Origin of the sequence: Halomonas salipaludis, assembly GCF_002286975.1 — a bacterium.
In the GTDB taxonomy this organism is placed as follows: Bacteria; Pseudomonadota; Gammaproteobacteria; order Pseudomonadales; family Halomonadaceae; genus Franzmannia; species Franzmannia salipaludis.
The window spans coordinates 154,509-169,056 of sequence record NZ_NSKB01000008.1 but is presented as its reverse complement, the minus strand read 5'-3'; the positions used below and the strand labels follow the sequence as shown (position 1 = coordinate 169,056).

Below are 14,548 nucleotides of genomic sequence, written 5' to 3'. Positions count from 1 at the left end.
AACTCCGTCGGGCAGGCCCAGCAATGCTGGGCCTGCCCAGGCTGCGACCGGGGGAAAGGTTACGGGTGCGGGATACCGAGCTCCTCCGGAGAGACCTCGATGGTTTCCGCTTCGGCGTCGTACATCGACCAGGCGGTCACCGACTGCCAATTGTCGAGGTACTGCAGGGCTTCATCGCCTGACAGGTTGAGTGGGGCGCCGCCGAAGTCGTCGAGGAACTGCTGGAACTCGTCCGAGGCCACGGCATTGTAGTAGGCATCCTCGAGCACTGCCTTGATGTCATCCGGTGTGTCCTGGTGGACGAACACGCCCCAGAACGGCCCCCACGGCAGGAACGACTCGATCCCCGGCAGCGCCGCGGTGATTGGCGGTACGCCCGGCAGGTCCTCGACCTCCTGGTCGGAGAGCACCGCGAGGCCTTTGAGGCGACCGCCGCGGATCTGCTCGGCCACCGCCGACAGGCTCAGCGGCATGAAGTCGATATGCTCGCCGAGCAGCGCCGTGACACCGGGGCCATCGCCGCCGAAGGTCACGTCGCGGATATCGAGTTCGTCTACCGCATTGATCATGGCGTGTACGGTGCTCGGCAGGCCGCCGGCGCCGGTGCCGCCCATGCGCAGCTCGCCGGGATTCTCCTTGGCGTACTCGAGCAGCTCGCCGAAGTCCTCGAAGGGGCTGTCGGGGTGGGTGGCGATCACTACCAGGCCCTGGCCGATGATATTGACGGCGTGCATGTCGTCATAGGTGAAGTCGGCCAGGCCCATCAGCGGGTAGAGCTGCGGGTTCTCGGCGCCGAACAGCAGGTTATAGCCGTCCGGGCGCTGGTTCATGACGTGGTTCATGCCGATCACGCCGGTGCCGCCGGCGCGGTTGGTCAGCACGATGGTGGTGCCCAGCGCCTCCTCGACGTGGGGCGTGAGGCTGCGGATCACGTTGTCGGTGGCGCCACCTGCGCCCCACTGGATGGTGCCCTGGATATTGCGTTCGGGGTAGTCGGCGATGGCGGCAGCGGCGATGCCGAGGGTGCCGATGGCAACGGCGAGGGCGCTAAGCGTAGGTCTGAACATGGTGTCCTCCGGATACATCTGTTTGTTGTGTTGATGTGTCGAGTTGTTCGGTTGTCGAACTTGCGTGCTAATAGCGAACAAACTAGAATTCCTTTCCAGAACTGTCAATGCATGATGAGGGCGATGCGACTAAGGTCTTAGGCCGGCAAATGGCCACGCCGGGTTCGTGTCGCCCTGCCAAGAGTGCCATATCGACAATCGCCGCAGGGGATGGGCAGTGCTCCGCCACCCGCGGCCCGGAGGACAGCATGCGCGCCATTGCCACCGTCTGCCTTAGCGGCGACCTGAGAACCAAGCTGGAAGCCATTGCCCGCGCCGGCTTCGAGGGCGTGGAGATCTTCGAGAACGATCTGCTCTCCTTCGACGGCTCCCCTGCCGAGCTGCGCGGGCTGTGTACGTCGCTGGGGCTGGTGATCGTCGCCTTCCAGCCATTTCGCGATTTCGAGGCCATGCCCGAGCCGCAGCGCAGCCGCAACATGCAGCGCGCTGAGCGCAAGTTCGACCTGATGGAAGAACTCGGCACCGACTTCCTACTGGTCTGCAGCAACGTCTCGCCGCAGTGCCAGGACGACCTCGGCCAGGCCGCGGCCGACCTGCGCGAGCTGGCCGAGCGGGCCGCCAAGCGCGGCATCCGCATCGGCTTCGAGGCACTCGCCTGGGGGCGCCATATCTCCGACTACCGCGACGCCTGGGAGGTGGTACGCCGCGCCGATCATCCGGCGCTGGGTATCGTGCTCGACAGCTTCCACATCCTCTCCCGCGGCCACGATCTCGCGGCCATCGCGCGTATTCCCCGCGACAAGATCTTCTTCGTGCAGGTGGCCGATGCGCCCCAGCTGGACATGGACGTGCTGCAGTGGAGCCGTCACTTCCGCTGCTTCCCCGGCCAGGGCCGCCTGCCGCTGCGCGACTTCATGGCCGTGCTGGCCAAGACCGGCTACGCCGGCCCGCTATCGCTGGAGATCTTCAACGACGCCTTCCGCGCCGGGCCCACCGAGGCCACCGCCCGCGATGGTCTGCGCTCGCTGATCCTGCTCGAGAACCTGGTCGAGGAGGGCCCCTGGGCCAGTCGCATCCCGCCGGCGCCACAGTATAACGGCATTCATTTCATCGAGTTCACCCTCGACGAGGAAAGCGCCGCGCCGCTCGGCGAGTTTATCGATGCGTTGGGTTTTCGCCACGTGGGACGCCACCGTTCGAAGAACGTCGAACTGTGGAAGCAGGGCGATATGCATCTGGTGCTCAACTTCGAGACCGACAGTTTTGCCCACACCTTTCGCCTGCTGCACGGCACCGCGGTGTGTGCGGTGGGCTTCCGGGTCGACGATGTGGAAAAGGCGCTGGCGCGGGCCAAGGCCTTCCAGGCCCAGACCTTCCGCAGCCAGGTCGGCGAAGGCGAGATGGAGATTCCCGCGCTGCGCGGCATCGAGGGTAGCCTGGTGTATCTGGTCGACGACCAGGCCGCCAGCGACCTGCAGTGGCGCACCGACTTCGAACTGTTCGACCAGGACAGCCGAGATGAAGCCGGCCTGACCCGGGTCGACCACCTCTCCTACGTGCTACCGGCGACCCAACTGCTCGGCTGGCAGCTATTCTATCGCACCGTGTTCGGCTTCGACGCCGAGACCGAGCACGAGATCGTCGACCCCCATGGGTTGATGCTCAGCCAGGCGGTGACCAGCCCCGAGGGCTCGATCCGCCTGCCGCTGACCGTCTCCCAGGCCAGCGAGACACTGCCGGGACGCTTCCTGAGTCAGTTCCAGGGTGGCGTGCAGCAGATCGCCTTCGCCAGTCGCGATATTTTCGCCAGCGTCGATGCGCTCAAGGCGCGCGGCCTGCCGCTGCTGCGCATCCCGCAGAACTACTATGACGACCTCGAGGCCCGCTACGACCTCGATGCGGCGCTGCTCGAGGCCATGCAGTCGCGCAATATCCTCTACGACCGCAGCGACGAGGGCGAATTCTTCCACGCCTATACCGAGACCTTCTCGGGACGCTTCTTCTTCGAGATCGTCGAGCGCCGCGGCGGCTATCACCAGTTCGGTGCCGCCAATGCCGGTATCCGGCTCGCCGCTCAATCCGCCCAGCGCTAGCGCTGCTATCAGGAGATCAGCTATGAAACTGGGTTTGATCGGCAAGGCCATCATGAACTCCAGCTCGCCGGACCTGCACGTACGACTCGGCCAGCTGACCGGGATTCCCGCCAGCTATGACTTGTTCGACGCCAACGAGCAACCCATCGACTCCCTGGCCAGCCAGGTCGACGAGGTGCGCGCCGCCGGCTACCGCGGGGTCAACGTCACCTTCCCCTGGAAAGAGGAGGCAGTGCGCCTGGCCACTCGCCCGACTGAGGGGGCACGCATGATCGGCGCGGCCAATACTCTGGTCTTCGATGCCGGTGAGATCGTCGCCGAAAATACCGACTTCACCGGCTTTATCAGCGGCTACCGCGCTACCCTCGGCGAGCGGGCGCCGGGGCGGGTGCTGCTGCTGGGCACCGGCGGGGTGGGCAAGGCGGCGGCCTTTGCGCTGGGCAAGCTCGGCGCCAGCGAGGTGATCCTGATGGACCTCGACGCGGCCAAGTCGCGCCAGCTCGCCGACGAACTCGCTGCCCAGGGCTTCAACGCCTCGATCATCGGTCGCGATGAGCTCGCTGCCACCGTGCCGCGCTGCGATGGGCTGGTCAACTGCACCCCCATCGGCCACGAGAAGAGCCCCGGCTGCCCGCTGCCCAAGGCGCTGGTGGCGGCGCACCACTGGATCTTCGATGCGGTCTACGTGCCGGCGGTGACCGAGTTCGTCGCCGCCGCCCAGGCCGCCGGTGCCAGCGTAATGAGCGGCGTCAGCCTGTTCGTGTTCCAGGGCGTCGACGCCTTCAAGCTGTTCTGCGAGGATGAAGCCAAGCGCGCCGCCGCCGACGCCCAGGCGCTGACCCTTTTCGCCCACTATCGGCGTGAACTGCTCAAGGAGAGCGACTGATGAGCCAAGCCAAGGTGCTGGTGCTGCATGGCCCCAACCTCAACCTGCTGGGCACTCGCGAGCCGGAGATCTACGGCCACGAGACCCTCGACGATATCAACAACAGCCTGTATGAGAAGGCCGCCTTCAACGGCTGGGAGGTCAAGGCGCTGCAGAGCAACCACGAGGGCGCGCTGATCGATGCCATCCACGCTGCCAGGCTCGACGGCACCGCGGCGATCATCATCAACCCCGCCGCCTTCACCCACACCTCGGTGGCGATCCTCGACGCCCTCAACGCCTTCGACGGCAAGGTCATCGAGGTGCATCTCTCCAACGTCCACAAGCGCGAGAGCTTCCGCCACCACTCCTACGTCTCGCTGCGTGCCGACGGGGTGATCGCCGGCCTCGGCAGCCAGGGCTACCTGGCCGCCCTGGACGCGCTGATCAAGGCCGCCGACGCCTGAATCCAGGCTAGCTTGATGCCCGACCGCGAGCCCGCCCTATGGCGGGCTCGCGGCGTTTCAGGCTGTCTGATAAAAGCTTGATCTGCGTCAACTGGCATAGGGGGCTGTCTTCGCTAGGCTGACAAGGGTATGCGGTGGTTTGTCACATCCGGCCAGGCCCACACCCAGCGAGGAAAGTGCCATGAGCGACCCCGACAGCGCCGCGCCGTCGGTGCGCAAGCGACAAGAGCTGAAGCTGTTTCTGTTCATCTGCGTGTTGCTGTTCCCGATCCTCGCCGTGGCGGTGGTCGGCAGCTACGGCTTCGCGGTGTGGATCTACCAGATGATCGCCGGCCCACCCGGCCCTCCCGGTTGAGTCGGTGACGTCATGACCCATAACAACAAGGCTCACCGCCATTCGGATCGCCGCCAGTTCTTCCGCACCTTGAGCGGCCGCCCCTCTGTGCGCCGGCCACCATGGACTGCCGATGACCTGACCCAGCGCTGCACCGGCTGCGATGCCTGCATCGACGCCTGCCCGGAGGGCGTGCTGGTACGCGGCGGCGGCGGTTTCCCCGAGATCCGCTTCGATACCGACGGCTGCTCGCTGTGCGGCGACTGCGCTGCGGTGTGCGAAGCGGACGTCTTCGATACCCAGCGCCAGGCGTTTGCCTGGCACGCGCAGCTCGAGGCCAACTGCCTGGCGCTGGCACAGATTCACTGCCAGGCCTGCCAGGACGCCTGCGAGTGGCGCGCCATCCGCTTTCCGCCGGCGCTGGGTCGTCCGCCGCAGCCGCATATCGACAGCGAGGCCTGCCGCGGCTGTGGGGCCTGCCTGGCGGTGTGCCCTAACGATGCCATCACCCTGGCCGACAACGGCCCAGTGCAACCCGGAGCGCGCCGATGAGCCAAGAGACGCTGCATATCGCCAGTTTCATCGTCCATGTCCGGCCGCCGCGGCTGGCGGAGGTGGCCGCCTGGCTGAATGCCGCCGGCGGCTGCGAGGTCCGTGGCGAGGACGCTGCGGGCAAGCTGGTGGCGGTGGTGGAGAGTCTTCAGGAGAGTCGTGCGCTCGACCTGATCGATGCCGTACAGACACGGCCCGGCGTGCTCGGCGCGGCGCTGGTCTACCACCAGCTGCTCGACCCGGCCAGTGCCGATGAACCGCATGAGGGGGCATGATGAAACTGACACGTCGCGAATTCGTAAAGGCCAATGCGGCCGCCGTGGCCGCCGCCAGCGCGGGGATCGCGATCCCCGCCGGGGCCACCAACCTGATCACCAACGCCGAGCTGACCCGGCTCAACTGGAACAAGGCGCCGTGCCGCTTCTGCGGGGTCGGCTGCAGCGTCATGGTCGCCACCCAGAACGACCGCATCGTCGCCACCCACGGCGATATCCACTCCGAGGTCAACCGCGGGCTGAACTGCGTCAAGGGCTACTTTCTGTCGAAGATCCTCTACGGCGAGGACCGCCTGACCCAGCCGCTGCTGCGCAAGCGCAACGGCGCCTATGCCAAGGACGGTGACTTCGAGGCGGTGTCCTGGGACGAGGCGCTGGACGTGATGGCCGACAAGTTCAAGCAGGCGATCCGCGAGCACGGTCCGGATAGCGTGGCGATGTTCGGCTCCGGGCAGTGGACGATCTGGGAAGGCTATGCCGCCAGCAAGCTGTTCAAGGCCGGCCTGCGCACCAACAACATCGATCCCAACGCCCGCCACTGCATGGCCTCGGCGGTGTTCGGCTTCATGCGCAGCTTCGGCTCCGACGAGCCGATGGGCGTCTACGACGATATCGAGCATGCCGACGCCTTCGTGCTGTGGGGCTCGAACATGGCCGAGATGCACCCGGTGCTGTGGACCCGGGTCACCGACCGCCGGCTCTCCTACCCGGATACCCGGGTGGCGGTGCTCTCGACCTATGAGCATCGCAGCTTCGACCTGGCCGACATCCCCATGGTGATGACGCCCAACGCCGATATCGTGATCCTCAACTACATCGCCAACCACATCATCCAGAGCGGCAACGTCGATCGCGACTTCGTCGCTAGCCACGTCGGCTTCGCCCGGGGGGTGGACGACATCGGCTACGGCCTGCGCGACGAGCATCCGCTGCAGCAGGCCGCGGCCAACGCCGACAATGCCAACTCCTGGTCGGAGATGAGCTTCGATGAGTTCGCCGACTACGTCGCCGACTACACCCTCGAGCGCGCCGCGCGGGAGTCCGGCGTGTCGGAGAATCGCCTGCAGCAGCTCGCCGAGCTCTACGCCGACCCCGACACCAAGGTCATGACCTTCTGGACCATGGGCGTCAACCAGCACACCCGCGGGGTGTGGGTGAACAATCTGATCTACAACCTGCACCTGCTCACCGGCAAGATCTCCGAGCCCGGCAACAGCCCCTTCTCGCTCACCGGCCAGCCCTCGGCCTGCGGCACCGCCCGCGAAGTGGGCACCTTTGCCCACCGCCTGCCCGCCGACCGCGTGGTCACCAACCCCGAGCATCGCCGCGACGCCGAGGAGATCTGGCTGCTGCCCGAGGGCACCATCCCCGAGCGGGTCGGCTTTCATGCCGTGGAGCAGAGCCGCAAGCTCAAGGACGGCGAGATCAAGGTCTACTGGACCCAGGTATGCAACAACATGCACGCCGGCCCCAACACCATGCAGGAGATCCTGCCTGGCTGGCGCAACCCCGAGGCCTTCGTGATCGTCTCGGACATCTATCCCACCGCCTCGGCGCAGTCCGCCGACCTGATCCTGCCGGCCGCCAGCTGGGTCGAGAAGGAGGGCGCCTTCGGCAACTCCGAGCGACGCACCCAGTTCTTCCACCAGCTGGTCAACGCCCCCGGCGAGGCGCGCTCCGACCTGTGGCAGACCCTGGCGCTGGCCAAGCGCATCCGCGTCGACGAGGTGTGGCCGGAGGAGCTGCTTGAAGCGGCCCCCGAGCTGCGCGACAAGACGCTGTTCGAGCTGCTCTACGCCAACGGCCAGGTCGACCGCTACCCGCTCTCCGACATGGAGGAGGGCTACGCCAACCAGGAGGCCGAGGAGCTGGGCTTCTACGTCCAGAAGGGACTGTTCGAGGAGTATGCCCGCTTCGGGCGCGGCAAGGGCAAGGACCTCGACGACTTCGACGTCTACCACCAGACCCGCGGCAAGCGCTGGCCGGTAGTCGGCGGCCAGGAGACCCTGTGGCGCTACCGCGAGGGCTACGACCCCTACGTCGAGGAGGGCCGCGGCGTGCAGTTCTACGCCAAGCCCGACGACCGCGCGCTGATCTTCGCGGTGCCCGACGAGCCGGCCCCGGAGCGCCCCGACGACGACTTCCCCTACTGGCTGTGCACCGGTCGGGTGCTGGAGCACTGGCACACCGGCTCGATGACCCGCCGGGTGCCGGAGCTGCACCGCGCGGTGCCCGAGGCGCTGCTCTATATGCACCCCGAGGACGCTCGCGCCGAGGGTGTGCGGCGCGGCAGCGAGGTCAAGGTCACCAGCCGCCGTGGCGAGATCCGCCTGCGGGTCGAGACGCGCGGCCGGGTGCGGCCGCCCCAGGGGCTGGTCTATGTACCGTTCTTCGACGCCAACCGGCTGATCAACAAGCTGGTGCTGGACGCCACCGACCCGATCTCCAAGCAGACCGACTTCAAGAAGTGTGCGGTGCGCCTGGAGCTGCTCAACCTGGCCTGAGGCCGCCAGCAAGGAGACATGCGATGAAAAGGCTTACCGCTCTATGCCTCTCCGCCACCTTGGCTTGGGCAGGCGTGACACTCGCCGAGGAGCACTATCGGGCCTCGGCACCGGACGGCCTGCGCCAGGGCGGCACGGTGGCCGAGACCCAGCCGGCGCCGCCGATGGCCGGCCAGTCCCGCGAGTCGGGGCGCGAGGTGCTCAACTACCCCGAGCAGCCGCCGGTGGTGCCGCACAATATTCGCGACTACCAGGTCGACCTGCGCCACAACCAGTGTCTGACCTGCCACAGCCGCGAGAACGCGGTGAGCGCCGGGGCGCCGATGGTCAGCGTCACCCACTTTATGGACCGCCACAAGCAGGTGCTGGCGGCGGTTTCCCCCGACCGCTACTTCTGCACCCAGTGCCACGTGCCCCAGACCGACGCCGCGCCGCTGGTAGAAAACCGCTTCCAGACCGTCGACCAGGTGCTCGGTGAGATGCTCCGCGAAAGCCAGGGAGGTGAGCCATGAAGCGCTGGCTGGGCCGCTACTGGCGGCTGCTCACCCGCCCCAGCGTGCACTTCAGCCTGGGGTTCCTGACCCTGGGCGGCTTTATCGCCGGGATCATCTTCTGGGGCGGCTTCAACACCGCCATGGAGGCCACCAATACCCAGCAGTTCTGCGTGGCGTGCCACGAGATGGAGCGCAATCCGCTGCGCGAGATGCAGGACACCATCCACTACACCAACCGCTCCGGGGTCAGGGCGCAGTGTGCCGACTGCCATGTGCCCCACGGCTGGACCCACAAGATCGCGCGCAAGATGGAGGCCTCCAAGGAGGTGTGGGGCTGGGTGTTCGGCAGCATCCGCACCGAGGAGCAGTTCGAGGAGAAACGCCTGGAGCTGGCCCAGCGCGAATGGGCGCGGCTCGAGGCCAACGACTCGCTGGAGTGCCGCAACTGTCATGAGTTCGAGCACATGGACTTCACCGCCCAGAGCAGCCGCGCGGCCCGCGCCCACTCCACCTCGTTGGCCAGCGGCGAAGCGACCTGCATCGACTGTCACAAGGGCATCGCCCACGACCTGCCCGCCGGGCATCACGGCGGCTACGAGGCGGCCGCCCTGGAAGCGGGCATTCCCGACGTGATCTCCTGGGTGACGCATCTGGGTCGCGCCGAGGCGGCCAAGCCCAGTCAACTGACAGCGCCTTAGGCTTCGCTCAAGTCCGCCGCGTAGCGAGAAATATCCCGGCGCCGATGATCAGCACGGCGCCGAGGTAGACCTGCAGTAGCGGCACGTCGCCGAACACCAGGTAGCCGAACAGCGAGGCCCATACGATCTGGGTGTAGAGGAACGGCGAGACCAGCGAGGCCGGCGCGCAGCGCATGGCCAGGATCAGCGCCAGCTGGCTGACCGCGCCGAGCAGCCCGACCATCAGGAACAGCGGCAGGTCGCCCAGCGCGATGGGCGTCCAGAACAGCGGCACCACGGCGCTGCTGACCAGGGCGCCGGCCAGGCCGGCGTAGAACAGCGAGGTCAGCGGGTGGTCGTGGCGGCCGAAGCGCCGTGTGGTCAGCTGGTAGAGCGCGAAGCACAGCGTCATGCCGAACGGCAGCAGTGCCGCGGGCTGGGCGCGCCAGTCGACAGGCCCCACGGCGATGATCACACCGATGAAGCCCACCACCACCGCTGCGCCCCGAGCGAGCGTCACGCGCTCCTTGAGCAGCGGAATCGCCAGCAGGGTCACCAGCAGCGGCGCGCTGAAATTGACCACATAGACCTGCAACAGCGGCAGGTCGCGCAGCGCCAGGTAGGCGAAGGTGCTGGCGCCGAACAGCAGCAGGCCGCGCAGCACCTGCCCGAGTAGCGACTCGGTGTGCATCAGCGCGCGGCAGCGCGGCCACCCCAGCCAGATGAGATAGCCGCCCAGCACCAGCATGTGTCCGGCGTAGCGTGCCCACACCACTTGGATAGGCGAGTAGTCCTGGCCGAGCAGCTTGACGCCGGTATCGAGCAGCACGAACAGCAGCCCGGCGGCGAGCATAAAGCCGATGCCGCGTAGCGGGCGGTCGCCGGGCAGTTGTACGGTGAGGCTGGGGGGTGTCGCCATGGGGCTCCCGGATCGTGATGAACCATTATGTTAGCAGGCTATCTTGATCAGCGCTGAGCATGGCCCGATGCAGCGGTGAGAACACGCGCCAATAAAAATACTGGAACTTGGTTCCAGTAGGCTAAGCTAGCCATGCGGTGTTTGCAAGGCGCACAAAAGTTCGCAAGCTGGCAATGAAGTGGTCGCTGCCCTAGCCAGGCAGCAGGCCCGCCAGGCTTAGCAGCCAGATCGCCAGGCTGAGGGTAATAAAGGAAGCCAGGGTGGTGACCATCATCGCCGCGGCGGTGATATCGCCGACCCCGTAGCGCTGGCCGAACAGCGGATAGACGCTGATCATCGGCGCGCAGGCGAACAACAGGGCGCCGGCCATCAGCAGCGGGTCCATGGGCGGCAGCAGCAGGATCATTGCCAGCACCGCCAGCGGATGCAGGACCAGCTTGCCGAGCACGATCTGGCCGATGTCGCGGCCCATGCCCTTGGGCTTGAGGCCGTAGAGGGCGCCGCCGATCACGAACAGCGCCGCCGGTGCCGCCGCAGTGGCCAGCATGTCAACCACGCGGTAGAGCGGGCCGGGTAGCGACGCTCCGCTGGCCGAAAGCATGACACCCAGGGCCAGGCCGATCAGGATCGGGTTGCGCACCAGGCGCTGGGCGGTCTGGCGCAGCGCGGCACCCAGGCTGGCGCCGCGCTGGCTGCCCAGTTCGGCGAGGATCAGCGCGGCGGGGATCACCAGCAAATTCTCGATCAGCATGTTCAGCGCCAGGAACACCGCCGCCGGCGAGCCGAGCACCATCAGCGCCACCGGGAAACCGATGAAGCCGCTGTTGGAGGCGGTCATGCCCAGCGCATGCAAGGCACTGGTGGTCAGCGGCTGGCGCTGCCAGCGCCACGTCAGCAGCAGGGCGAACAGGAAGATCAGCGCCGAGCCGAGGCCGTAGGCCAGCAGGTAGCCGAGATGCACCACCTCCTCCAGCGGATACTCGGTGAGCGCGCGGATCACCAGCGCCGGCAGCGCGAAGTAGAGTACGAAGGTGCTCACGCCCTGCATCTGCTCGCGGCTGGTGATGCGCAGGCGCATGGCCAGGTAGCCGAGGCCGATGAGCAGGAAGATCGGTGTGGTGATACCCAGGATCGCGAGCATTCAGGCCTCCTTGCCAGCGAGCGTTAACTGAAGACGTTGGACGCCTGACTGGTCTGCGACAGCTCCTCGGCGGCCTTGAGCAGCTTGGGCGCCAGGGCGTGCATCTGCGACTCGGTGAGGCGCACGCTGGGGCCGGCGATGCTCAGCACGCCGATCACGTGGCCGTCGCGGGGGTGGCGCACCACGGCCGCCAGCGCCGAGGTGCCGGCGCCGGCGTTGTCGACCTGCCAGCTGTAGCCGCTGGCGCGGGCGCGCTCGAGCCGCTCGAGCAGCTCGGCGTGGCTACGCGGGGCGTTGGGGCCGTAGTCGTCGGGGTTGCCGATGCCCTGGGCCTCGACCAGGGCGATGGCGTCCTCGTCGCTGAGGCTGGCCAGCCAGGCGTGACCCGAGGCGGTGTAGTAGAGCGGCGCCTCGCGGCCCATGTCGGGGTCGTAGCGCAGCCCGCTGCGGGCGCCCTGGGCCTTGGCGATCCAGATCTGGCGCTGGCCCTCGACCACCCCCAGGCGCACCATCTCGCCGGACTCGGCGGCGAGGTGGTCGAGGATCGGCTGGACGATGTCGCTGGTGCCGCTGATCGCCATGTAGTGGAAGCCCATCGCCATCAGCCGCGTCGACAGCAGGTAGTAGTGGCTGGCGGGGTCCTGGCGGACATAGCCGAGGCGAATCAGTTCGGAGCAGATGCGGTGGACGGCGCTCTTGGGAATCTCGAGCTGTTCGGCGATGCTCTGCAGGGGCAGGCCGCGGGCATCACGAGACAGTGTTTCCAGTACACCCAGGGTGCGCTCGATCAGGCTGAGAGCCATGGTCTGGATCCTTCGATGACGACGAGTGAGTGGCTCAGCTGACGTGGGTGCGGATCAGCCGTGCCTTCTTCTGCAGCAGCGGCAGGAAATGGCCGGTCAGGGTCTCGAGGTCGATGCGTGCGGCGTTGGTGCTGATGTTGATCGCGCCCAGCAACCGGCCGTTGGCATCGAAGGCCGGTATCGCCAGCGAACGCAGGCCGGAATCCAGTTCCTGGTCGGAGACCGCATAGCCCTGCTTGCGCACCTTGAGCACACAAGCCTTGAGTTCGTCCTTGTCGGTGATGGTCTTGTCGGTGTAGCGCTCCAGCACCACGCGCTCGAGGTAGGCGTCAAGCTCGGCATCGGGTAGCTGAGCCAGCAACACCCGGCCCATGGACGTGTGCGCGGCGGGCAGCCGGGTGCCCACCGAGAGGGTGATCGCCATCAGGCGATGCTTGGCCGCTGAGCGCGCCACATAGATCACCTCGTCGCCATCCAGCACGCCCAACGAGGAGGACTCGCCGATCTCGGCGGTGATATCCTCGAGATACTGCTGGATCACGCTGCGGTAGTTGTTGGCCGACAGGAACGAGTAGCCAAGCTGCAGCACCTTGGGCGCCAGCTCGAAGTAGCGCTGCTGTTTGCGCACATAGCCCAGCGAGTGCAGGGTGAGCAGGAAACGCCGCGCGCGGGCGCGGTTCATGCCGGTGCGGGCGGCCACTTCGCTGAGGGTCATGCGCGGGTTGGCGCCGTCGAAGGCGAGGATGACTTCCAGGCCGCTGGCTAGCGCCGTCACGAAGTCGCGGTCGTCCGGCTGCAGCGTATCCTGTTGGATGGGGGCGTTCATGCCGTCGTTATCCTTATCGATGTTGCTGTTGGGGCAGCCTTCAATCTAGCATATTGTTCGAAGTGCGAACAGTTGTTCGAATGATGCGTAAGTAAAGTGCTGCCCTGTCCACGGAGATTCCCATGCCCGCCGCCCTGATCCAACACCCTTTCATGAGCGCCGACGGCCTGGCCGCTTGCCACGGCCAGGCCATGGTTAAGGCCATGTTGGCCTTCGAACTGGCCCTGGCCGAGGCCCAGGAGGCCGAGGCCGCGCTGCCCGCCGGCACCAGTCAACGGCTGCGCGAGCGCCTCGCGGGCCACCCTTTCGATCTCGACGCTCTGGCTGCCGGCGTGGCCAGCGGCGGCAACGTGGCGATTCCCTTCGTCAAGCAGGCCCGCGCGGCGCTGCCCGATGAGCTCAAGCGCTACTTCCACCAGGGGGCGACCAGCCAGGACGTGGTCGACAGCGCCCTGATGCTGCTGCTCAAGTCGCGCCTGGCGCGGCTCGATGCGCTGCTGGTGCGCTGCCGGGTAGCGGGCATCGCACTGATGCAGGTCCATGACCAGACCGTGATGGTGGGGCGCACCCTGATGCAGCAGGCGCTGCCGACCACCTTCGGGGTGCGGGTGGCGCAATGGACGCTGGGCCTCGAGCAGGCCCGCCGTCGCCTGGCCGGGGTCGCGCTGCCGGTACAGTTCGGCGGCGCGGTGGGCGTGCACTCTGGTTTAGACGGGCCGGGCTGGGATGACCTGGGTCTGACGTTGATGGACAGCATCGCCGAGCGCCTTGGCCTGGCCGCTCCGGTGCTGCCCTGGCACACCGACCGCCAGCCGATCCATGCGCTGGGCACGGCGCTGGATGCCGCGGCCGGGGCGGCGGAGAAGCTGGCCCTCGACGTGGCGCTGCTGACCCAGACCGAGTTTGGCGAGGTCGCCGAACCCGCTGGCGAGGGCATGGGTGAGTCGTCGTCGATGCCGCACAAGCGCAACCCGGTGCGCTGTGCGCTGATCCGCGGCGCGGCGCGCCAGGTGCACGGCCACACCACGGTGCTGCTCAACGCCGCCGCCCAGCCGCTTGAGCGCGGCCTCGGCGAGTGGCACGCCGAGTGGTCGCCGCTGATCGACAGCGCGCTGCTGCTGGAGGGCGCCCTGGAGCAGGCGGCGGTACTGCTCGAAGGCCTGGAGGTGAACGCCGAGGCGATGCAGCGGAACCTGGCGGTGACTGGCGGCGCGATCATGGCCGAGCCGGTGGCCAAGCTGCTGGCGCCGGCGCTGGGTCAGGACGCCGCCAAGCGCATTGCCGCCGAAGCCGCCGAGACGGCCCGACGAGAAGGGCGCGGCTATGCCGAGGTGCTGGCCGAGCACGCCGAGATCAGCGGCAAGGTCGCTGCCGATGAGCTCGCCCGAGCCTGCGACCCGAGGTTATACATTGGTAGTAGCCAGCAGCAGGTCAAGCGCGCCGTCAGTTGGCTAGAGGGAAGCTAGTTAATTGTAAATAAAGTGGTTTTCATAAAACCAAAAGGGGAAGGCCGCGGCCTTCCCTTTTTCGT

The 14,548-nt window shown here is 67.1% G+C and carries 15 protein-coding genes; 10 read left to right on the top strand and 5 right to left on the bottom strand.

Annotation, left to right across the window (positions count from 1 at the left end; all coding sequences use genetic code 11):
• Positions 1-59: 59 nt before the first annotated feature.
• A complete protein-coding gene (locus CK498_RS20305; protein ID WP_095622690.1) occupies positions 60-1,067 on the bottom strand; it encodes a tripartite tricarboxylate transporter substrate binding protein in 1,008 nt (335 codons plus the stop codon).
• Positions 1,068-1,315: 248 nt separating this feature from the next.
• Between CK498_RS20305 and CK498_RS20300 the strand changes: the two genes are divergently transcribed.
• The 9 genes from CK498_RS20300 (at position 1,316) to CK498_RS20260 (ending at position 9,349) form a co-directional block, all read left to right on the top strand.
• Complete coding sequence (locus CK498_RS20300; RefSeq protein ID WP_095622689.1) at positions 1,316-3,160, top strand: bifunctional sugar phosphate isomerase/epimerase/4-hydroxyphenylpyruvate dioxygenase family protein; 1,845 nt, start codon at positions 1,316-1,318, stop codon at positions 3,158-3,160.
• A gap of 22 nt (positions 3,161-3,182) precedes the next feature.
• Complete coding sequence (locus CK498_RS20295; RefSeq protein WP_095622688.1) at positions 3,183-4,046, top strand: shikimate dehydrogenase family protein; 864 nt, start codon at positions 3,183-3,185, stop codon at positions 4,044-4,046.
• Complete coding sequence (gene aroQ / locus CK498_RS20290) at positions 4,046-4,492, top strand: type II 3-dehydroquinate dehydratase (RefSeq protein ID WP_095622687.1); 447 nt, start codon at positions 4,046-4,048, stop codon at positions 4,490-4,492. The genes CK498_RS20295 and aroQ overlap by 1 nt, the downstream gene beginning before the upstream one ends.
• A 181-nt stretch (positions 4,493-4,673) precedes the next feature.
• Positions 4,674-4,847: a periplasmic nitrate reductase, NapE protein gene (gene napE, locus CK498_RS20285; RefSeq protein WP_095622686.1), complete on the top strand. Its 174-nt coding sequence runs from the start codon at positions 4,674-4,676 to the stop codon at positions 4,845-4,847.
• A 12-nt stretch (positions 4,848-4,859) separates the two neighbouring features.
• Complete coding sequence (napF, locus tag CK498_RS20280) at positions 4,860-5,378, top strand: ferredoxin-type protein NapF (RefSeq protein WP_095622685.1); 519 nt, start codon at positions 4,860-4,862, stop codon at positions 5,376-5,378.
• A complete protein-coding gene (locus CK498_RS20275; protein WP_095622684.1) occupies positions 5,375-5,653 on the top strand; it encodes a chaperone NapD in 279 nt (92 codons plus the stop codon). The genes napF and CK498_RS20275 overlap by 4 nt, the downstream gene beginning before the upstream one ends.
• Positions 5,653-8,157: a nitrate reductase catalytic subunit NapA gene (napA, locus tag CK498_RS20270; RefSeq protein WP_095622683.1), complete on the top strand. Its 2,505-nt coding sequence runs from the start codon at positions 5,653-5,655 to the stop codon at positions 8,155-8,157. Before CK498_RS20275 ends, napA begins: the two co-directional genes overlap by 1 nt.
• A 23-nt stretch (positions 8,158-8,180) precedes the next feature.
• Positions 8,181-8,669, top strand: a complete 489-nt coding sequence (locus CK498_RS20265) for a nitrate reductase cytochrome c-type subunit (RefSeq protein WP_095622682.1) — start codon at positions 8,181-8,183, stop codon at positions 8,667-8,669.
• Positions 8,666-9,349, top strand: coding sequence for a NapC/NirT family cytochrome c (locus tag CK498_RS20260; RefSeq protein WP_095622681.1), 684 nt, complete (start codon positions 8,666-8,668; stop codon positions 9,347-9,349). Before CK498_RS20265 ends, CK498_RS20260 begins: the two co-directional genes overlap by 4 nt.
• Positions 9,350-9,356: 7 nt before the next feature.
• On the opposite strand, the gene CK498_RS20255 is transcribed toward CK498_RS20260, so the two are convergent.
• The 4 genes from CK498_RS20255 to CK498_RS20240 all read right to left on the bottom strand — a co-directional run bounded on the left by CK498_RS20255 (position 9,357) and on the right by CK498_RS20240 (position 13,017).
• Positions 9,357-10,247: a DMT family transporter gene (locus tag CK498_RS20255; RefSeq protein ID WP_095622680.1), complete on the bottom strand. Its 891-nt coding sequence runs from the start codon at positions 10,245-10,247 to the stop codon at positions 9,357-9,359.
• Between the two features lie 190 nt (positions 10,248-10,437).
• Complete coding sequence (locus tag CK498_RS20250) at positions 10,438-11,388, bottom strand: AEC family transporter (RefSeq protein WP_095622679.1); 951 nt, start codon at positions 11,386-11,388, stop codon at positions 10,438-10,440.
• Between the two features lie 23 nt (positions 11,389-11,411).
• Entirely contained in the window at positions 11,412-12,191 is a 780-nt protein-coding gene (locus tag CK498_RS20245; RefSeq protein ID WP_095622678.1) for an IclR family transcriptional regulator, read from the bottom strand.
• Positions 12,192-12,225: 34 nt separating this feature from the next.
• Positions 12,226-13,017 (bottom strand): IclR family transcriptional regulator domain-containing protein, encoded by a 792-nt coding sequence (locus CK498_RS20240; RefSeq protein ID WP_176475853.1) that lies wholly within the window; start codon positions 13,015-13,017, stop codon positions 12,226-12,228.
• Positions 13,018-13,139: 122 nt separating this feature from the next.
• On the opposite strand from CK498_RS20240, the gene CK498_RS20235 reads away from it, so the two are divergent.
• A complete protein-coding gene (locus CK498_RS20235) occupies positions 13,140-14,483 on the top strand; it encodes a lyase family protein (protein ID WP_095622677.1) in 1,344 nt (447 codons plus the stop codon).
• Positions 14,484-14,548: the final 65 nt, after the last annotated feature.

What these genes read in the sequence shown, in the direction of transcription:
- CK498_RS20305 (WP_095622690.1), bottom strand. Translation starts at nt 1,067, where the DNA reads ATGTTCAGACCTACGCTTAGCGCCCTCGCCGTTGCCATCGGCACCCTC.
- CK498_RS20300 (WP_095622689.1), top strand. Translation starts at nt 1,316, where the DNA reads ATGCGCGCCATTGCCACCGTCTGCCTTAGCGGCGACCTGAGAACCAAG.
- CK498_RS20295 (WP_095622688.1), top strand. Translation starts at nt 3,183, where the DNA reads ATGAAACTGGGTTTGATCGGCAAGGCCATCATGAACTCCAGCTCGCCG.
- aroQ (WP_095622687.1), top strand. Translation starts at nt 4,046, where the DNA reads ATGAGCCAAGCCAAGGTGCTGGTGCTGCATGGCCCCAACCTCAACCTG.
- napE (WP_095622686.1), top strand. Translation starts at nt 4,674, where the DNA reads ATGAGCGACCCCGACAGCGCCGCGCCGTCGGTGCGCAAGCGACAAGAG.
- napF (WP_095622685.1), top strand. Translation starts at nt 4,860, where the DNA reads ATGACCCATAACAACAAGGCTCACCGCCATTCGGATCGCCGCCAGTTC.
- CK498_RS20275 (WP_095622684.1), top strand. Translation starts at nt 5,375, where the DNA reads ATGAGCCAAGAGACGCTGCATATCGCCAGTTTCATCGTCCATGTCCGG.
- napA (WP_095622683.1), top strand. Translation starts at nt 5,653, where the DNA reads ATGAAACTGACACGTCGCGAATTCGTAAAGGCCAATGCGGCCGCCGTG.
- CK498_RS20265 (WP_095622682.1), top strand. Translation starts at nt 8,181, where the DNA reads ATGAAAAGGCTTACCGCTCTATGCCTCTCCGCCACCTTGGCTTGGGCA.
- CK498_RS20260 (WP_095622681.1), top strand. Translation starts at nt 8,666, where the DNA reads ATGAAGCGCTGGCTGGGCCGCTACTGGCGGCTGCTCACCCGCCCCAGC.
- CK498_RS20255 (WP_095622680.1), bottom strand. Translation starts at nt 10,247, where the DNA reads ATGGCGACACCCCCCAGCCTCACCGTACAACTGCCCGGCGACCGCCCG.
- CK498_RS20250 (WP_095622679.1), bottom strand. Translation starts at nt 11,388, where the DNA reads ATGCTCGCGATCCTGGGTATCACCACACCGATCTTCCTGCTCATCGGC.
- CK498_RS20245 (WP_095622678.1), bottom strand. Translation starts at nt 12,191, where the DNA reads ATGGCTCTCAGCCTGATCGAGCGCACCCTGGGTGTACTGGAAACACTG.
- CK498_RS20240 (WP_176475853.1), bottom strand. Translation starts at nt 13,017, where the DNA reads ATGAACGCCCCCATCCAACAGGATACGCTGCAGCCGGACGACCGCGAC.
- CK498_RS20235 (WP_095622677.1), top strand. Translation starts at nt 13,140, where the DNA reads ATGCCCGCCGCCCTGATCCAACACCCTTTCATGAGCGCCGACGGCCTG.